Genomic DNA, 18,847 nt, shown 5'->3' on the forward strand with positions numbered 1-18,847 from the left:
GTAAAAATAAATCATTTTTTACACTTTCCGAATAAAACAAAATTTTATAAGAATGAATTAACTTCTTTCGTATAAAATTGTAATTCTATTATTGTGCAGAATAGAACAATTTTCTAGATCCTCTTTAATTATTAGTTCTAAATGGATGTGTTTATGTGATTCCTTTTAATTAAATAGTAATCACATGAAACAGCTTAAATCACCCCAACTTTTCACCTTTTAAGACCTAGGCAAACAATCTAAACTTTAACATAAAAAGGAGCTGAAATTTCAACCTTGGTATTATTATTTTTTGTAAATTTAAATATCATTCAAACAGTATTTTTTTCTTTTTGAATGATGATTTCTAAACTGAATTATTAACTAAACTATTTATTTTTGAAAAAAAATTTAATTTTTGTCGCTCTAGTTTCTGTCGTATTATTCTCGAATTGTAAAAACAAACCTGAAGCCACTTCAGAAGAGCAAATGGAACAAACTGTTACTGACAGTTCCGTTACGGTTACGGACAGCATTAAAAAAGATGAACTAGCACCTGTGGTTGCCGAAAAAGATTCACTGACTGTTCCTGTCGAAAAATAAAAGCAAAACGCTTTACGAAAGGACATCATAATTTTCTTTTTATAAATGATGAAACCCAAAGGTTATATTGCGAAAATCTATTTTGATGATACAAGTATAAGTAACCCATTTCGTGACAAATAAATTCTATCAAGCGATTTGATAAAATATCTTTAGATCGTCTTGTTTAATGTGTTTTTGCACCATTGCTATTTCTTAAACAGAAGATTTATCAAGCAAAAACAGATGTATGAATTCTTAATATAAACAAGGCTAACTTTAGGGTTAGCCTTAATTTTTGGAATACAATTATATTTAACAATATTGCCTCTTAAATTTTGTTAAAATTTGTTAAAATTATTGTGGATTTTGAGATCTCATCTTCTACTATTTGATTATATTTACCCAATCTTGACAGTATAGCCTCTTTCCTATTTAGTAAAATTGTATGAATATTATATTGTTGTTGTTTTGATCTAAATAATTTTACCGAAAAGAATTACTGAAATTCCAATTTTCCAGTAATTATATTTTATAGCACTTGAAACCTATATGATTCGCACAAAAACCTTTTTTTACAGTCTGATTTTATTAATCTGGGGGACTACTCTATTTTCTCAACAATTAGACACTCTTAGAATCAATCAAGTGGTTGTTGTAGAGTTATCAAAAGACCCTTCTGTTAGTCTAAACGATTTTAAAAAAAAACTTGGCGATTCAATGATTGCCGAATCCTCAGTAAGCCTTCGAAACACATTCTTACTAGACAATTCATTCAAGAAAGGTGACACCCTTATAGTCCCTCCCCGAGATTATAGAAGACTAGCCTATGATACCGGTCTTTTTGGAGCAACAACAGTAGTTGTTTTTTGTGTTTTCTGGGTGCTCCCGGAAAGCATTACCAATTGGGACAAACAGGATATGAAAGAAAATGGGATAACCTATAAATGGAAACAAAATGTAAAAGCAGGTCCGGTCTGGGATAGTGATAACTTCTTTTTAAATTTTATCGCCCACCCATATGCAGGAGCTGTGTATTATATGACAGCACGTAGCAGTGGATTTAACATGTTTGAATCTTTTGTCTATTCTGCATTAGTATCAACATTTTTATGGGAATATGGCGTTGAAGCCTTTGCAGAGATTCCATCCTGGCAGGATCTTTTTGTAACTCCTATAGTAGGGTCCATGTTTGGGGAAGGTTTTTTCTATCTGAAGAAAGCCATTATCAAAAATGACTCAAGAGTATTAAATTCGAGGTTTTTAGGAAAGACGACTATATTTTTAATGGATCCATTCAATACTGTTTTGGACGGCCTTGGATACAAAACTAAGGTCAAAACACAATTTTATGTGACTCCAATCGGACTCGATAACAGATCCAACAAACCTGTTTGGGGTTTAAACTTCTCAGCCCGTTTTTAGTTCATTAAAACACTAAAGTAAATCCCGTCAGTTAAATCTTATCAGTGTTAAAAATTGAAAAAAAATTAGATATTAACAGTTGAGAATAGAATTTTTTACTACTTTTAACCATTGCTAATCAGATAGATACAAGATTTATTGTAATAGATTTGTACGTCGATTAGCGACTTTTTCTTTCACTGATTTATTAACCTAAAAAACGACTTTTTTGAGTAAAATTGAAAACTTTGTCGCTCCTATTTTTGTGGTTTTAAATTATACAACTAATTCTGAAACTATAATTTTGGAGCAAATGCAAAAACCATTTGTGGAAATGGCAAAAAGAAAATAGTAACACCTACGGTTAAACTTAGAATTGACACATCACTATTTTTTCTGACCTCAGTGGCAGATAATCATTTAGGATAGCTTTCTATATACATACCATAAAAACCAAAGGCTTTAATGTGAATTTTATTTTTTGACAAAAAAGCAAGTGTTTGAACATTTAAAGACAAACCATTTAATGAAGTAGTTTGGTCTGAAACCAGTGCAATTAAGATGATACAAAAGTATCATTAGCTTTAAAAGGCAATTGCAGTCACTTTTGAAGATGGACGTAAATTTACTTTATTTCTGTTCAGAATAAACACATTCAAGAACAGCGATAAACTAAGAAAGACTAACCGCTACGATTAGTCTTTCTTTTTTTTACTCTTATCCGAATTTCACCGAAGTCATTGTCAACGAGCCTCCAACAGCCTTATCATTAAAGAAACTCACATCATCCTTATCGTCCTGCAAAGCAATCGAATATAATAGAGGATAATAATGATCCGGAGTTGGTATTGCTAATTTTGCAGCCGCATTTAATTTTTCGTAATTAATCAAAGACTGAAAATCACGATTGCCAATTTTTTCTTTGAAAATTGAGTTCATTTCTATTGCCCAGTCAAATCCAAATTCTGATTCCTGTAGTTTATCCCAAGCCACCATCCTAAGATTATGCACCATATTACCACTTCCGATAATCAAAACTCCTTTCTTACGCAATGCTTTCAGTTGTTTAGCCAAATCGAAATGATATTGCGGTGGTTTATTATAATCGATACTTAACTGCAAAACAGGAATATCCGCATTGGGATACATATGGCGTACCACTGTCCAGGTTCCATGATCCAAGCCCCACTCATGGTCCAAATCCACATGGGTGGACTGAATTAAACTTGCCGTTTCTCTGGCCAACTCAGGGCTGCCCTTTGCAGGATATTGCACATCAAACAATGCTTGCGGAAAACCTCCAAAATCGTGAATTGTTTTTGGGTTTTCCATTGCCGTCACTTTTGTACCATTGGTTAACCAATGTGCTGAAATCACCAAAACCGCCTTAGGTTTTGGAATTTCCTTTCCAAATTTCGTCCAATTCCTCGAAAATTCATTGTCTTCAATTCCGTTCATTGGGGTTCCGTGCCCAATAAACAGAACGGGATGTTTGATATCTTCTTCTTTTAAATCTTTTGCCCAATTATAAAATGGTTGTAATGATGCCATAGCTGCTCCTCCAATTACTATTTTAATAAAATCATTTCTATTCATTACTATACAATATTTGTATATACAAATTTAATAAAAAGTTTTTAATTTTGCTACATCTTATAAGAAATTTAACAATTTAAAAAATCGCACAAAGAGTTGGCCATAAAACACTTAATTGAATAGTGCCGCATACTGCTTACAGTGCAAAAAAAAGACTAACCTTTACGATTAGTCTTTCTTACTATTATTCTTTAACCAAGTAAATACCGTCTTCCTTGATTTCGATTAACTTTTCTCTGTAGAGAGCTCCAATAGCTTTCTTGAAGGTTTTTTTACTCATCTTCAAGACTGTTTTAATATCTTCCGGATGTGAATTATCAGTTAAACGTAGAAAACCGCGACTTGCTCTCAACTCATCGAGAATCTTCTCAGCATTAGGCTCAACATTCTGATAACCTTGTATTTGCAATGAAACATCTATTTTATTATCTGGGCGAATGTTTTTAATGTAGCCACGCATACGGTCTCCGGTACGAATCGCATCGTCATAGACCTCGTCTTTGTACAACAAACCTTTATGTTTTTCATTGATAATAACATTGATTCCTATCTCTGTGATATGCGAAACGATCAAATCTACTTCTTCCCCTTTTTCAACGGTTAGATTATCATTACTCAAAAACTGATTGGTTTTACTCGAAGCCACCAGACGATTCGTTTTTTCGTCCATATAAAGATACACTAGGTAGCGTTTTCCTTTTTCCATCGGACGGGCTTGCTCTTTAAACGGAACCAAAATATCTTTTTCCATTCCCCAATCCATAAAAGCACCAATCTGATTGGTATAATTCACACGCAAAAGTGCAAATTCATTCAATAAAATATAGGGTTCCAAAGTCGTCGCAACCGGACGTTCCTCATGATCTAAATAAACAAATACGATAAGCTCCTCACCTATTTCGAATTCATTGGGCACGTATTTGTTTGGTAAAAGGATGTCATGTATTCCTTCCGGATCTTTTTCGGGATCGCCCAAAAATAAACCCACTTTGGTATCGCGTAAGATGGTAAGCGTATTGTATTTTCCTATTTCAATCATTTTTATTGAGGTTCTGAGTCGCTAAGCAACAAAGTTTCTAAGTGGCAAAGGTACGAAGTTTGAAAATAGTAAATCGTCAATCCACACACAAAAAACATGATCCAAAAAACAGCTACTTTTTATAGGTTTCAGGAGCACGGCCATAAGTCTCTTCATCACGACCTGTCCTGCTGTACGCAGTATCTTTTGCACCAGTCCCGATAGTTATCGGGAGGCACAAAAGGATACTTGCTGCCATCAGGGCTAGAAAAGACGTTTTGTATTTCAGAAGAATTATAAAAGCATTCACTCATTTCAAAAAAATAGAGCCTTCTGAAAGCAAAAGCATAATAAGGTTTCTGAACTATTATTGCTACACAGTGTTGTAGAAACAAAATCAGATTCAGATAAATATAATTCGAAAACCAACGAATAGGAAAAAACAATATTCCTATCTTTGGGCATTATGCAAAACAAGAATCGAAAAACAAATCCATTCGATTAATTAAAAAAATAAAAATGAAGTTCAAAGGAGTTATTTTTGATTTAGACGGTACACTGGTTAATTCACTTGAAGACATTGCAGATGCAATGAACAGCGTCCTTCAAGAACTCAACTATCCTACCCACGGTTACGAAGATTATCAATATTTCATTGGTAGTGGTCTTCGAAATTTGGTGAGTAAATCGCTCCCGGCAACACATAATGATGAAAAACATATCGATAGCTGTTACCATTTGATGATTGAAAAATATAGTGAAAATTGTACTCTTAAAACAGAACCTTATGAGGGCATTATCGACTTATTGGACCACTTAATTTCACACAATATAAAACTAAGTGTATTTTCAAATAAATCAGATGAGCTTACCAAGGAAATCACTACTGCTTTGTTTCCTAATTATTTTAACCCTATTGTGGGTTTGACTACTGAATCCCTAAAGAAACCAAATCCATTTAAAGCTATAGAAATAAGCAAAAGCTTAGGATTAAAACCCGAAGAAATAATTTTCATAGGAGATTCTGGTATTGATATGCAAACGGCAACGAATGCCAATATGCTTGCAGTTGGTGTACTGTGGGGATACCGACCAAAAGAGGAATTGATTTCAAATGGAGCAAAACATGTATTAAGCAATCCTTTAGATTTAATTCAGATTTTACAACCTGATGCCAAATTACATAGTTTTATTTAAATTTTTCCAGCAGCCTGTCATTCATGAATAATGAATGCTGGAAAAACGGATTGGGATTATTTAAATTTATTGTTTTTTCCGTTGTTTCCGCTGTTTCAAATTTACTTTTATTGGTAGCATTGCTTTCTATTTACGAGCTGCACAGCTACCAAGGGCATCTCCATGTTTCAAGTGTGCTTCAACAGCTTCGGCAGCTATACATATTTCTTTTCCCTTATGGCAAACTTTTACTTTATCCAGTTTATTGCCGCACCGTACGTCATTTACATATACAGTTACATCATCTGTCCCAATGCAACCTTGGCTATCTGTAACAGTTAAAGTATAGGTAGTGGTTACTGTTGGGCATACTTCGGTGGTTGCATTGCCTGGTGTGGTTGTGCCTGGCGACCAGGAAAAAGTATAAGGAGCCACACCACCGGTAGCTGTTCCCGCTAATGTGGTACAATTTGAACCATATCCATAAACAACATTGTGATCGGCCCCGGCATTAGCAATTGTAAATTCAAAGTCATACGCAGTAGTAAATCCGTTTACACCAATCATAAAATTATCTATCGAACCAAAAAAGTTAGGTTTGAATACAACGCCACCTGCAGTTAGCCTGATAGCCGGGCCGCCTTTTGCCGCATCGTTTCTTATCGTAGCATCCGGATACTGGCTCAGATATTCAGCCAGCGTAAAATATGGTCCCTCATGGTCGGGATCAGTAGTTACATCTCCGCCATAATACCATCCGCCACGCAAAGCATCCCAGCGCTGCCATTCATGAACCTGACTAAATCCCTGGTCAGGCATACTGCCTATTATAAAATTTGAATTTTGATAACGCGGATCAAAAACAAGATTATGTTCGGCTGTACCATCGCCATTAATATCAGACAATATAACTATAAAATGAATATCAGTTATAGTATCTCTTGCTTCTATATAAGTTTCATAAGAGAGCTCTGTAAGCGTTGACAGTTTAGTTCCGGTGTATTGACCATTTCTCAATCTTACAAAATCACCAGGCCAAAAAATACCGCCTGCAGGAACATAGAATTTTAAACTTCCATTGCCAACTGGAGGTGTGTCAGGACCATTTACAAAACCTAGAGAGGAATTTCCTATAGGTTGCTTTACCCAGCCATTCAGATTACAGTCTGTGACAGTTATTGTTATATCCGGGATACCATTTCCTTTGTTTTGAACCTCTTCATGGTCATTCGTTTCTTCTTCAGTTAATGAAGGCGCGGATGTTTCCTCCTGTCCACAGGAAAATAATGCTATAAATACAATAAATAATACTATTTTTAAGGAAGTAAATATCTTTTTCATTTTGATGAGTTTTAACTTGTAAATTTTTAATCAACACTTTTTGAAGTAATAATGAATTTATTTCTCAAAATTTAAAGTCTAAAATTTAGGCGAAATACTAAATTTTTCAGGGATGAAAGATTTCTATTTTTAGGGACCAAAAGAATCTTTTCTTCTTAAATCAACACCTGTTTCAACTGCTTGAAAAACAAACTGTTAAGTATCAAAATTACCGAAATAATTAACAGCATTCTTCTTTTCTCTCTCAATAACCTAAATACCCGTTGAAAAGCATTTTTACAAGAAAAAAAATTTAAGTGTTCCGCTCAAAAACCAACTCTTCCAAGTTTCCTGACTTCGTCACACATGCTTGGCAAAACAACGACAAGCTTCGACTACGAATTGGTATAAGAAAAAAGAAATTGTTAAAATAATTTTTTCTTTATCTTTAAGCCTCTATCAAAAAACGATACTTATGATTGATAACATTATCAAAAAAGGGATTTTAGGCGGCATAATTTCAGCCACTGTGATGACATCGATGGTATTTTATATGAAAGCCAATCCTGGACAAGCGCCCAATGCAATTATAGGTTTTATTGGTATGCTTCTCGCTTTTATCTTCGTAGTATTAGGCATCATACACGAACGTGAAATCAATAATGGTGCAATAACTTTTGGAAGAGCATTCCTTACCGGCTTAGGTATTTCATTCATTATTTCAACTATGTATGTTTTGGTCTGGCTCGTCATTTACTATAACTTTTTCCCTGATTTTATGGATAAATACAGTGAAATGGTTTTAAAAAACGCTAAACCGGATGAGCTTTCTGCAAAAATCACCGAAATGAACCAAATGAAAGAATGGTATAAAAATCCGTTACTGGTAATTCTACTCACTTTTATGGAAATTTTACCAATAGGAATTGTAGTTTCTTTAATTACTTCCTTAATTTTAAAGAGAAAATAGTTCCTTAATTCCCCTTTAAAACAACACTTTATTAAAAGACTTCAATCAAACACGCACTTTAAAATTATTTTAAATCCAAACAAATATTTATTGAAGAATCCGTAAATATTTAACTTCTATTTGTATATGGTTTTTCATTAAAACAATACATTTGTTAGGTAACCATATTTTTAGCATCATGAGAATAGAAACCGAACTCAAATTAGGATTTAAAGATGTAATGATCAGACCCAAACGTTCCACTTTAAAGAGCAGGTCGCAGGTTTCACTGGAGAGAGAATACAAGTTTTTGCACAGTTCCACCACTTGGTCAGGGGTTCCTATCATGGGAGCCAACATGGATACGGTAGGAACTTTTGAAATGGCATTGGCATTGGCCAAAGAAAATCTTTTTACAGCCATTCATAAACATTATTCTCTTGAGCAATGGAGTGAATTTATGAAAAATGCACCCGAAAACATTCAGGATTATATCGCGGTAAGTTCAGGAACTGGAAAAAATGATTTCAAGAAAATCGGTGAAATATTCGAACAGAATCCAGAGTTACAATTCATATGTATTGATGTGGCCAATGGCTATTCCGAACATTTTGTGAGCTTCCTGAAAAAAGCGCGAGAAAAATATCCCGATAAAGTAATTATTGCCGGAAACGTCGTTACAGGCGAAATGGTCGAAGAATTACTCTTGGCCGGTGCCGATATCGTAAAAGTAGGGATTGGCCCTGGTTCGGTATGTACTACAAGGGTAAAAACAGGCGTGGGTTATCCCCAGCTTTCGGCCATTATCGAATGTGCCGATGCCGCCCATGGTTTAGGAGGCCATATTATTAGCGATGGCGGATGCGCCACTCCCGGTGATGTTGCCAAGGCCTTTGGTGCCGGTGCCGATTTTGTAATGCTGGGCGGAATGCTTGCCGGACATACCGAAAGTGGTGGCGAACTAATTGAAATTGGTGGTGAAAAATATAAAAAATTCTACGGAATGAGTTCGGAAACAGCAATGAACAAACATGTTGGCGGTGTTGCTGAATACCGCGCCAGCGAAGGAAAAACCGTTCAGGTTCCCTTTAAAGGAGATGTAACTGTTACCTTAAAAGATATTCTTGGTGGACTGCGAAGTACTTGCACCTATGTAGGCGCTTCCAAATTGAAAGAGTTAACCAAAAGAACCACCTTTATTCGAGTTTCGGAACAAGAAAACGTCATTTTCAACAAGTAATTTAAATGAAAACACTGGTCGAAAGGCTGGTGTTTTTTAGAAGCATAACCATGGTTTTTCATAGCAGCTTCCCTCCCGCTGTACGCAGTATCTTTTGCACCGAACACCGGTACAAAAGGATACTTGCTGCCATCGGGGCTAAACGAGAAATTTAGGATTTCCAACAATTAATTTTATAAGCAAATTCAACCAAAAAGTATTAGTTTCGCATAAAAAATAATCAAACCGTGTTAATTAAATTTTGGCAAAGTAATACCAAAATCAATACACCTCTTAAAAACAAATTATAATGGCATCAGGTTTTTTCGTACTATTAGATGATATCGCAGCAATTATGGATGATGTTGCAGTAATGAGTAAAATCGCAACAAAAAAAACAGCAGGTATTTTAGGCGATGATTTGGCCGTGAATGCCGAAAAAGCCTCCGGTTTTATTTCTTCAAGAGAAATCCCCGTATTATGGGCAATTGCAAAAGGTTCCTTTATCAATAAATTAATCATTTTACCGATAGCCTTTCTGCTGAGTGCTTTTTTCCCTTTGGCAATTATAATAATCTTAGTGCTTGGCGGACTTTTCTTAGCTTATGAAGGTGCCGAAAAAATATATGAATATCTATTTCCCCATAAACATGCAACAGCCGAAATCACAATGGAAATTTTTACGGAAGATGAAATTTTAGCTCTTGAAAAGGACAAAATAAAATCAGCAATAATGACCGACTTTATTTTATCGGTAGAAATAGTAATTATTGCGCTGGGCACCGTAATAGGAAAACCTATTTCATCACAGATTGTAGTTGTTTCAATAGTTGCAATAATAGCAACCGTAGGGGTTTACGGCATTGTAGCCCTAATTGTAAGAATGGATGAACTGGGTTTAAAACTTATTGGATTAAGCACCAAAGAAAACAGCCCATCAAAAATTATCGGTAACATATTGGTACAAGCTTTGCCAAAAGTCATTAAAAGTTTAGCCGTAATTGGCACGATAGCCTTGATTTTAGTGGCTGGTGGTATATTTATACATAATATTGACTTTCTACATCATACATTACCTCAATTGCCTTCCGTTGTTAAAGAATTTATCATCGGACTTGCAATTGGGTTGGTTGTTTTGGGAATTGTAAACCTATTCAAAAAGATATTTGGAAAAAAGTAAGGAATTCAAATCTCGATATCTGTAACATACACAAAGTCAAAAAGTAAGTAGATATGAAAATCAATCGAGAATGGCATCTAAATAACAAAATGCCTAAAAATCCAACTTTAGAACAAAGAATCAAATGGCATTTGGAACACCAAAAAAATTGTAAATGCAGGCCAATTCCTGAGAAATTATTAGAGGAAATGGCAAGAATAAAAGCCAAACCAAATAATGGATAATTATTTGGTTTGGATTAGGTTTTTTTTTTGCTTACACTATTTTTCTCTCCCCTATTTGCTGTCTCCACATGGCATAATACAGCCCTTTTTCATCCAATAAATCCTGGTGCTTTCCTTGTTCGATAATCGCGCCCTGTTCCAATACATAAATTCTGTCCGCATGCATAATGGTCGATAAACGATGAGCAATTAAAACTGTAATTTGATCTTGCTTGGAAGATATGCTTCGAATGGTTTGTGTAATCTCTTCTTCCGTAATAGAGTCAAGAGCAGAAGTAGCTTCATCAAACAACAGCAATCTTGGTTTTCTCAATAATGCTCTTGCAATCGATAATCGTTGTTTCTCACCACCCGATACCTTAATACCTCCTTCGCCAATGGTGGTGTCCAAACCTTTTTCGGCTCGTTCCAATAAATTTTGACAGGCTGATTTTTGCAACACATCATTTATTTCGGTATCAGTTGCATTGGGTTTCACAAATAATAAATTATCCTTTATGGTTCCTGAGAACAACTGTGCATCTTGGGTCACAAAACCCAATTGCTGGCGTAACTCGGTTAACTCAATATCTTTGGCGTTTATTTCATTATAAAAAATAGCACCTTCCTCCGGAGTGTATAGTCCAACCAACATTTTTACCAAAGTTGTTTTACCACTACCTGATGGTCCTACAAAGGCAATGGTTTCTCCTGCTTTGGCTTCAAAGGAGATATCTTTAACAGCATAAGTAGAAGCGGTTTGGTGCTTGAATGAAATGTTTGAAAACCTTAAATTATTAATAAACCCAATTGTTTTTGGATGCAGCGGTTTCTCTTCACTTTTGGCATTCATCAAATCACCAAAATTATCCATCGAGGCTTTTGTTTCGTTATATGTCGCAATCACATTTCCAAGTTCCTGAAGTGGATTAAACAAAAAGAAGGAGAAAAACATTAAGGTTATCAAATCACCCGGTTTGATGATTCCTTGAAAAATGAACATGTATAACGCGAAGACTAAACCAGTTCTCATAAAATGGACTGTTGTTCCCTGAATAAAACTCAACGAACGAATAAAGCGTACTTTTTTTAACTCCAGCCCTAATATTTTTGTAGTAGTACTGTTTAAACGATTCACTTCCTGATTTGTCAAACCTAAACTTTTCACTAATTCAATATTGCGCAGGGATTCGGTAGTTGCACCAGCCAAAGCAGTTGTTTCACCCAGTATTTCCTTGGACACTTTTTTGATTTTCGTACCCAAAAAAGAACTGATAAAAGCGATAACGGGAACGGTCGCCAAAAAAATGGGTCCCAACAACCAATGGATGTTAATCGCATATCCCATTACAAATACAATCCCGATAAGCGTTTGAAAAACTAACGAAATGGCCAAAGTGATGAACTTTTCACAATCGATTTTTACTTTTTGAAGTCTTCCTAATGTTTCACCGCTTCGTTGGTCCTCAAAATCCTGAAAAGGCAACTCTAGTGCTTTTTTTATACCATCAGTATACATTTGTGCACCTGTTCGCTGTATAATAATATTGGTAAAATAATCTTGGAAATTTTTGGCTATTCTGGACACCATTGCAGCTCCTAAAGATAGAGCCAACCAGCCTAACACCGCTTTAGTAAAATTGGCTAAATTATGATTAAAATCAGCTACTCCAACACCGCATTGATTCAACAATTTACCAATTATAATGGAGTCAAATAAAGAAAAACATTGATTGATTGCCGCTAAAAACAAAGCCAAAAACAATAACGGTTTGTGTTCTTTGATATAAGTAAATAATATTTTCATCGCTATTTATAAAAAAAATTGAAATGCAAAACTACAACTATTGAATTCAAATGAATATAATTCGTACAATAATAAAACTTAAAATTTCTTTGCTCGAAAATCACTAATCCCTCGTTCCGCTATACCGAAAACTTTTGGTTTTAGAATTACCTTATACAGTCAATGTCCATACTTCCAAGAAACAGGTCAATTGCTATTAGTTATCATTGCAAAAAACTTTTCCATTTCACAGTATCGCATCTCTTTATAAAAATAACTATTTTTGCAGTCTAAATTTTTAGACATGTCAAATAAGAAATACAAAATAGCGGTTGTTCAATTGAATCTGAATGATGTTGCCGAAAATAACCTGAAAAAATGTTTAAGCTGGGTTCGTGATGCTGCCAATTTAGGTGCCGAAGTGATTTCGTTACCGGAATTATACAGCAGTCATTATTTTTGTCAAAGCGAAGATGTTGATAATTTTGCTCTGGCAGAACCATTATATAGTACGTCTTTTATAGCTTTTAGCGCATTGGCAAAAGAATTGGGAGTGGTAATCATTGTACCTTTCTTCGAAAAAAGAATGGCTGGAATTTACCACAACAGTGCCTATATCATCAACACCGATGGTTCAGAAGCTGGACTGTACCGTAAAATGCACATTCCGGATGATCCGCATTTTTATGAAAAATTCTATTTCACGCCTGGTGATTTAGGGTTTAAAGCTTTCCCTACCAATAAAGGAAAAATCGGAACGTTAATTTGCTGGGATCAATGGTATCCTGAAGCAGCTCGTTTGACTGCTTTACAAGGTGCTGATGTCTTGTTTTACCCAACTGCAATTGGATGGCATCCTTTAGAAAAAGAACAATACGGTGAAAACCAACATGGTGCCTGGATGAACGTGATGAAAGGTCATGCTGTTGCCAATGGTGTGTATGTTGCGGCGGCAAACAGAATTGGTTTAGAACAATATTTACCGGATACAGCAGGAATTCAGTTTTGGGGATCTTCGTTTATAGCGGGACCACAAGGTGAAATTTTGGCGCAAGCCTCACACGATAAAGAAGAAATTCTTATTGCCGAAGTAGATTTAGACTTACAGGAAAATGTACGTCAGAACTGGCCATTCTTCAGAGATCGAAGAATTGATGCTTTTAGCGATATCACAAAAAGAGCTATTGATTAGTTTTTAAAAAAAGACACTAAGATACTGAGATTCTAAGATTATTTTGAACTTAGAATCTCAGACACTTAGCGCCTTAGCAACTTAGAATCTTAGCAACTTCCCCTAATTCAACTCGGGTTGGAATATTTTAACAGTACCGTCTCCCTCACTACTCACCACAACCAAACTTCTTTTAGTAGGACTCTTGTGCGCAGGAATATAAAGTAATCCTTCTGGAGCATCACCTGTTTTGACACTTTGCAAAAATTTCGGAGAAGCAGGATTGCTAACATCATAGACCATAAAGGCATCGGCTCTTTCTAAACCTACAAACAAAATGTTTTTGCCTCCAACTTTTGCAACTACAACGGCTTCTGGTTCCACCGATTTATCATCACTCCTTTTATCATCATAAACACCAAGCTCTTGTGCTTTTTTGTCTAATTCATTTTTACTGTCAAACACAATTTGGCCGGTATTTCCATTCCAGACAGAAAAAGATCTGGCTCCAAAAGAAACCAATTCGTCAAAATCACCGTCACCATCTGTATCTCCCATTTTAGTATTGATATTCAACCTTCCCATTTTGGTTTCTCCTTTTAAAGTAGCTGCATCTGGGAATACTGTAGGATCAAGAACTACAGAGGCATCCCCTATTCTTTTAATGTCCACAAAAGCGGAATATTCTCTGGCATCTCCTTCATTCGCTGTAACAAAATAAGTGGTGCCATTTGCTTCAAAATTACTGATTGCATCCGGTTGAAACATTCCTTTCACTTTCCAAGGATTCGCAAAAATACCTCCATCTTTATCACTGATATCCATGGCATTTTCGGCCAAATTATAATCTTTAAATCCTAATGGAAAAAGGTTAGTGATTTTTTTAGACGCCAAATCAATTTTAGCCACTCCGTTATTTTCCTGTAATGTCACCCAAGCTGTTTTAGAATCAGCAGAAATAGTTACGTATTCCGGCTCAATATCAGAGGTAAAATTATTCGTCGGGCTCGCAATTCGGAATCCTTTCGCTTTCAGACTATTCAACTGACTGCTAAAATCCCCAAAATTCAAAGTAGTCACTGCATAATTATTATTTACTGTAATAATAGATACCGATCCGTCCGGATCTACCGAATAATCATCATTAGGTTCTCCTTCATTAGCAGTCAATATGTAATTCCCATCGGCTGAAAACGTAATCATATCCGGTAAAGCTCCTACCGTAATTTGTTTGATCACGCTATAATTTGCAGTGTCAAAAACGACTACTTTACCTAAATCCTGTTTAGTAGTAGCTTCTAATGCAACTGCTAATTTTCCGTTGAAAGTGGCTACACTGTTTGATGAACCATTAAACGGTGTTAAATCAATACTGGCAATAAGAACAGGATTGGATGGATTTGACAAATCGATCACATCTATTTTATTTGTATCGCTATTGTTAACAGTAAATAATTTTTTAGAAACTTCATCATAGGCGCTTATTTCGGCTGCTCCTTCACCCCCAATAGTAATTGAACCAATCTCTTTGAAAGTTGCTGCATTTTCATTAATTATCTCTTCAGTCGCATCCGCAGAATTTTCATTTGAACAAGCAGATAATAAAAAAACAGCCATAAATACTGTTAAACTATACTTTATCATAATTTTAAATTTTTAAATTTTATCAAAAATAGTCAGCAGCAAGCAGGGATTAATTAACCCTATATTATCTAATCTTTATTAAAACTATTCTTGTAAAATTTTGAAATTCTGTCAAAAAAAAATTATTTGGTTGATTCTAATTTAATTTTAAATCCTCCTGAATGATTATATTTGTACCCTTTATATCAGAACTAATTTATGAGTACATCCAATAGAAGATTTCCGGCAGAATGGGAAAAACAACAAGGTATTTTGCTTTGTTTTCCGCACAATGGTAAAGATTGGCCAGGAAAATACGAAGCTGTTCAATGGGCTTTTGTTGAATTTATCAAAAAAATCGCCACTTTTGAGCAAGTGATTTTAGTCGTAGCAGATAAAAATCAAAAAGAAAAAGTGACTGAGATGCTGGAAACGGCGCATGTAGCAGTTGAAAACGTTTCCTATGTCATTCATAAAACCAATAGAAGTTGGATGCGTGATTCGGGTCCGATTATCGTTAAAAATGGAACGAAACGAGAAGCCTTAAATTTTAACTTTAATGGTTGGGCAAAATATAAAAACATTCAACTGGACAAGTTTATCCCTGGCAAAGTTGCTGATTTTCTTAATGTACCGCTTACACAAGTAACCTACAAAGGAAAACCGGTTATTGTAGAAGGTGGTGCTATCGATTCGAACGGAAAAGGTACGTTACTGACTTCTGAAGAATGTTTGATGCATCCCAATATTCAGGTTCGAAATCCAAATTTCACCAAAGCAGATTACGAAGCCGTTTTCAAAGAATACCTTGGAATTACCAATGTAATTTGGTTAGGAGACGGTATTGAAGGTGATGATACCCATGGACACATTGATGACTTATGTCGTTTCGTAAATGAAGATACGATTGTAACCATAGTTGAATCTGATCCCGAAGACAACAATTATGCACCTTTGCAAGACAACTTAAAAAGGTTACAAAATGCTAAATTGGAAAACGGTCAATCTCCAAAAATCATTAAATTACCGATGCCTAAGCGTTTGGATTTTGACGGCCTGCGATTACCGGCCAGTTATGCCAATTTCCTGATTTTAAACAACTGTGTTCTGGTGCCTACTTTTAACGACAGTAACGACCGCATAGCCTTAAACATACTAGCTGATTGTTTTCCTGAGAGGGAAATCATCGGTCTCAGTGCGGTTGATTTCATTTGGGGATTTGGAACCTTACATTGTTTGAGCCAACAAATACCAGAATAAATTTAGAGTTGATCAAATAGCATAAAAAAAAGACTTGTAGCATTTTAATTACTACAAGTCTTTTTTTTATAAAAATTAAAAGATTATTCTTTGGTAAAAGGTATCTTCTGACCATCACTCAGAATCATATCCATGCCATTTTTAGCTTCATTAAATTGAAACGTAACACCAGCCTGTTTTGATTCAAAAATGTCTTTCCCAACAGGAACAACAGTAAAGTCCGGATAATCGGTAATTTTCACATTCAATGCACTATGCTTTTCTGTAAATGTAATTTTTATTGGCGCTTTACTATTCGAATATGTCCCTAAATAAGCATCCAAAATAATATCCTTCTCCACTTTACCATTAGCTGCAGACCAAACATTATTAGCTCCATTAACATCCGGAAACGCATGGTCAGGATCAATGGTAATACTCTCAATTTCTTCGGTTGAACTATGTTTAAATGACCAATCGATATTTCTTTGCCAAATTTCAACCGGCAATTTCAAACGGGTTACTTTTCCGCTCTTGGTTTTCACATCCAAGACAACTGGCATAGCCATTTTTTCAAAGTTCTCAATATTGATTACAACACCCTGTTTTGGATCATTTTTCACATATTTGATCGAATTGATTCCTTGGTCTAAACGCCAATTGTATTGGAACCATCCTCTCCAAAACCAGCTTAAATCTTCTCCGGCAACATTTTCAATAGTTCTGAAAAAATCGTCTGGTGTAGGATGTTTGTATGCCCAACGTTCTACATAAGTGCGCAAAGCCAAATCAAAACGCTCTGGTCCTAAAACCTGTTCACGTAAAATAACCAATCCGGCACTTGGTTTAGAATAACATAAAAGACCAATATTGGCTTCTTTCATATTATCCGGCGAACTCATAATAACTTCATTCTTTGGATTGGTATAATAATCCGCCTCTTCATGTAAATCAGAAGGCTTAGGTTTGTATTCGCCTTTATTAAAGTCAAGAGAACTTAACGAATTGATAAAAGTATTGAAACCTTCATCCATCCAGGCAAACATACGTTCATTAGACCCAACGATCATTGGAAACCAAATGTGCCCAAATTCGTGATCCGTCACCCCCCATAAATCTTCTCCCTTTGATTCCCAACTGCAAAAAACAATTCCCGGATATTCCATTCCCCCTTCATTTCCTGCTACGTTTGTCGCTGCCGGATAAGGATATTCGAACCATTTTTTTGAATAATGCTCAATAGCCGCTTTGGTATATTCTGTTGAACGCCCCCAAGCTTCATTTCCATCACTCTCTGCAGGATAAGCAGAAATAGCTAAAGATTTTTTACCACTTGGCAAATTAATTCGCGCCGCATCTAAAATAAAAGCCGCAGAAGAAGCCCAAGACATATCACGGGCATTTTTAATCTTATACGTCCAGGTTTTCGTTGTAGTAGAAACTGTCTTCGCTAAATTAGCAACCTCTTCAGCAGTACGAATTACAACTGTTTTATCACTTAGTTTAGCCGCAACTAAACGTTTTTGCTCTTCAATTGAATACACGGCAGTCGGATTTACCAATTCACCGGAACAAACCACAATATGATTGGAAGGTGCAGTAATATTCACTTCAAAATCTCCGTATTCCAAGTAAAACTCAGAAGCTCCCAGGTAGGGATTAGTATTCCATCCCTTTACATCATCATACACACACATACGAGGATACCATTGCGCAATAGTGAAAATTTTACCGTTTTTAGTTGGCAAAACTCCCATACGATCCGAACCTTCGAAAGGAGCAATAAATGAAAAGTCAATTTTGATTTTTACCGTTCCCCCTTTGGCATTCAATCCTTCTGGTAGGAAAACCTGCATGCGGGTGTCACTTATAACGTACTTCGCTTCTGTTTCAGTCGCTTTTCCTTTATTTGTAGTAATTACTTTTACCGATTTTATTTTATGCCCACCGTCAAAAATTTGACCCTGTGCGCCATTTCGGCTTCCAGTGATTGGAACGACAGCATTCCCGCGGGAATCTGAACTAAATAAATTCTGATCTAAATTCATCCATACAAAAGCCATCTTATCTGGGCTGTTGTTAGTATAGGTTATGATTCCAGTTCCTGTTACTTGATTATTTTTTTCATCTAATTTTGCCATTAATTGGTAATCAGCTCTATTTTGCCAATATTCAGCGCCAGGCTGTCCACTTGCAGAACGAGTACTTGTTCCATTTTTAGAATAAAAAAATGGTGCAAATGAATCGTGATAATCATATTTTGAAATAGGGTTATTTGCTGTATTTACGGCATTTTCTTGTGCCCAAACAGTTGTTATTCCCAATAATAAAGCCAGATACAGAATGGCTTTTAGCTGAACTTTTCTCATTATAATGTTATTTTTACAACAAATAAATGAAAA

The 18,847-nt window shown here is 35.5% G+C and carries 16 protein-coding genes; 9 read left to right on the top strand and 7 right to left on the bottom strand.

From position 1 onward, the window contains the following. The first annotated feature begins 378 nt into the window (after positions 1 to 378). On the top strand, positions 379 to 582 hold the full coding sequence (locus ABEB23_RS05790) for a hypothetical protein (protein WP_348811494.1): 204 nt from the start codon (positions 379 to 381) through the stop codon (positions 580 to 582). Between the two features lie 531 nt (positions 583 to 1,113). Continuing rightward, entirely contained in the window at positions 1,114 to 1,986 is an 873-nt protein-coding gene (locus tag ABEB23_RS05795; protein WP_348811495.1) for a DUF3943 domain-containing protein, read from the top strand. 696 nt (positions 1,987 to 2,682) lie between these two features. On the opposite strand, the gene ygiD is transcribed toward ABEB23_RS05795, so the two are convergent. The 3 genes from ygiD to ABEB23_RS05810 form a co-directional block, all read right to left on the bottom strand. After that, positions 2,683 to 3,516 carry a 4,5-DOPA-extradiol-dioxygenase gene (ygiD, locus tag ABEB23_RS05800; RefSeq protein ID WP_348811881.1) on the bottom strand — a complete coding sequence of 278 codons (834 nt, stop codon included), beginning with the start codon at positions 3,514 to 3,516 and terminating at the stop codon, positions 2,683 to 2,685. Between the two features lie 229 nt (positions 3,517 to 3,745). Continuing rightward, on the bottom strand, positions 3,746 to 4,600 hold the full coding sequence (locus tag ABEB23_RS05805) for a CvfB family protein (protein ID WP_348811496.1): 855 nt from the start codon (positions 4,598 to 4,600) through the stop codon (positions 3,746 to 3,748). A 112-nt stretch (positions 4,601 to 4,712) separates the two neighbouring features. Further along, positions 4,713 to 4,889, bottom strand: a complete 177-nt coding sequence (locus ABEB23_RS05810) for a hypothetical protein (RefSeq protein WP_348811497.1) — start codon at positions 4,887 to 4,889, stop codon at positions 4,713 to 4,715. 209 nt (positions 4,890 to 5,098) lie between these two features. Here ABEB23_RS05810 and ABEB23_RS05815 point away from each other — a divergent pair, with 209 nt between their 5' ends. Continuing rightward, positions 5,099 to 5,776, top strand: coding sequence for an HAD family hydrolase (locus tag ABEB23_RS05815; protein WP_348811498.1), 678 nt, complete (start codon positions 5,099 to 5,101; stop codon positions 5,774 to 5,776). 126 nt (positions 5,777 to 5,902) lie between these two features. On the opposite strand, the gene ABEB23_RS05820 is transcribed toward ABEB23_RS05815, so the two are convergent. Next, positions 5,903 to 7,096, bottom strand: coding sequence for a SprB repeat-containing protein (locus ABEB23_RS05820; RefSeq protein WP_348811499.1), 1,194 nt, complete (start codon positions 7,094 to 7,096; stop codon positions 5,903 to 5,905). A 454-nt stretch (positions 7,097 to 7,550) separates the two neighbouring features. On the opposite strand from ABEB23_RS05820, the gene ABEB23_RS05825 reads away from it, so the two are divergent. The 4 genes from ABEB23_RS05825 (at position 7,551) to ABEB23_RS05840 (ending at position 10,647) form a co-directional block, all read left to right on the top strand. After that, on the top strand, positions 7,551 to 8,045 hold the full coding sequence (locus ABEB23_RS05825; RefSeq protein ID WP_348811500.1) for a DUF4199 domain-containing protein: 495 nt from the start codon (positions 7,551 to 7,553) through the stop codon (positions 8,043 to 8,045). A 178-nt stretch (positions 8,046 to 8,223) separates the two neighbouring features. Next, complete coding sequence (locus tag ABEB23_RS05830; RefSeq protein ID WP_348811501.1) at positions 8,224 to 9,264, top strand: GMP reductase; 1,041 nt, start codon at positions 8,224 to 8,226, stop codon at positions 9,262 to 9,264. 289 nt (positions 9,265 to 9,553) lie between these two features. Further along, on the top strand, positions 9,554 to 10,423 hold the full coding sequence (locus ABEB23_RS05835) for a DUF808 domain-containing protein (protein WP_348811502.1): 870 nt from the start codon (positions 9,554 to 9,556) through the stop codon (positions 10,421 to 10,423). Between the two features lie 53 nt (positions 10,424 to 10,476). Beyond that, on the top strand, positions 10,477 to 10,647 hold the full coding sequence (locus ABEB23_RS05840; RefSeq protein ID WP_348811503.1) for a hypothetical protein: 171 nt from the start codon (positions 10,477 to 10,479) through the stop codon (positions 10,645 to 10,647). Positions 10,648 to 10,678: 31 nt separating this feature from the next. Here ABEB23_RS05840 and ABEB23_RS05845 read toward each other — a convergent pair whose 3' ends face one another. Further along, the gene (locus ABEB23_RS05845) at positions 10,679 to 12,433 is read right to left on the bottom strand and encodes an ABC transporter ATP-binding protein (protein ID WP_348811504.1); all 1,755 of its coding nucleotides are present in this window, start codon (positions 12,431 to 12,433) and stop codon (positions 10,679 to 10,681) included. Between the two features lie 283 nt (positions 12,434 to 12,716). Here ABEB23_RS05845 and ABEB23_RS05850 point away from each other — a divergent pair, with 283 nt between their 5' ends. Next, the gene (locus tag ABEB23_RS05850; protein WP_348811505.1) at positions 12,717 to 13,604 is read left to right on the top strand and encodes a carbon-nitrogen hydrolase; all 888 of its coding nucleotides are present in this window, start codon (positions 12,717 to 12,719) and stop codon (positions 13,602 to 13,604) included. 102 nt (positions 13,605 to 13,706) lie between these two features. On the opposite strand, the gene ABEB23_RS05855 is transcribed toward ABEB23_RS05850, so the two are convergent. Then, positions 13,707 to 15,227: a choice-of-anchor I family protein gene (locus tag ABEB23_RS05855; RefSeq protein ID WP_348811506.1), complete on the bottom strand. Its 1,521-nt coding sequence runs from the start codon at positions 15,225 to 15,227 to the stop codon at positions 13,707 to 13,709. Between the two features lie 198 nt (positions 15,228 to 15,425). On the opposite strand from ABEB23_RS05855, the gene ABEB23_RS05860 reads away from it, so the two are divergent. Beyond that, positions 15,426 to 16,466: an agmatine deiminase family protein gene (locus ABEB23_RS05860; protein ID WP_348811508.1), complete on the top strand. Its 1,041-nt coding sequence runs from the start codon at positions 15,426 to 15,428 to the stop codon at positions 16,464 to 16,466. Positions 16,467 to 16,549: 83 nt separating this feature from the next. Here the strand turns inward: ABEB23_RS05860 and ABEB23_RS05865 are convergent, their stop codons facing one another. Further along, entirely contained in the window at positions 16,550 to 18,814 is a 2,265-nt protein-coding gene (locus ABEB23_RS05865) for a M1 family metallopeptidase (protein ID WP_348811509.1), read from the bottom strand. Between the last annotated feature and the right edge of the window lie 33 nt (positions 18,815 to 18,847).

Origin of the sequence: Flavobacterium maritimum, assembly GCF_040049085.1 — a bacterium.
GTDB lineage: Bacteria > Bacteroidota > Bacteroidia > Flavobacteriales > Flavobacteriaceae > Flavobacterium > Flavobacterium maritimum.

Excerpts from the sequence above, each read along its gene's own strand:
- ABEB23_RS05815 (WP_348811498.1), top strand. The coding sequence starts at position 5,099 with ATGAAGTTCAAAGGAGTTATTTTTGATTTAGACGGTACACTGGTTAAT.
- ygiD (WP_348811881.1), bottom strand. The coding sequence starts at position 3,516 with ATGGCATCATTACAACCATTTTATAATTGGGCAAAAGATTTAAAAGAA.
- ABEB23_RS05805 (WP_348811496.1), bottom strand. The coding sequence starts at position 4,600 with ATGATTGAAATAGGAAAATACAATACGCTTACCATCTTACGCGATACC.
- ABEB23_RS05835 (WP_348811502.1), top strand. The coding sequence starts at position 9,554 with ATGGCATCAGGTTTTTTCGTACTATTAGATGATATCGCAGCAATTATG.
- ABEB23_RS05855 (WP_348811506.1), bottom strand. The coding sequence starts at position 15,227 with ATGATAAAGTATAGTTTAACAGTATTTATGGCTGTTTTTTTATTATCT.
- ABEB23_RS05865 (WP_348811509.1), bottom strand. The coding sequence starts at position 18,814 with ATGAGAAAAGTTCAGCTAAAAGCCATTCTGTATCTGGCTTTATTATTG.
- ABEB23_RS05860 (WP_348811508.1), top strand. The coding sequence starts at position 15,426 with ATGAGTACATCCAATAGAAGATTTCCGGCAGAATGGGAAAAACAACAA.
- ABEB23_RS05795 (WP_348811495.1), top strand. The coding sequence starts at position 1,114 with ATGATTCGCACAAAAACCTTTTTTTACAGTCTGATTTTATTAATCTGG.
- ABEB23_RS05820 (WP_348811499.1), bottom strand. The coding sequence starts at position 7,096 with ATGAAAAAGATATTTACTTCCTTAAAAATAGTATTATTTATTGTATTT.
- ABEB23_RS05845 (WP_348811504.1), bottom strand. The coding sequence starts at position 12,433 with ATGAAAATATTATTTACTTATATCAAAGAACACAAACCGTTATTGTTT.
- ABEB23_RS05830 (WP_348811501.1), top strand. The coding sequence starts at position 8,224 with ATGAGAATAGAAACCGAACTCAAATTAGGATTTAAAGATGTAATGATC.
- ABEB23_RS05850 (WP_348811505.1), top strand. The coding sequence starts at position 12,717 with ATGTCAAATAAGAAATACAAAATAGCGGTTGTTCAATTGAATCTGAAT.
- ABEB23_RS05840 (WP_348811503.1), top strand. The coding sequence starts at position 10,477 with ATGAAAATCAATCGAGAATGGCATCTAAATAACAAAATGCCTAAAAAT.
- ABEB23_RS05825 (WP_348811500.1), top strand. The coding sequence starts at position 7,551 with ATGATTGATAACATTATCAAAAAAGGGATTTTAGGCGGCATAATTTCA.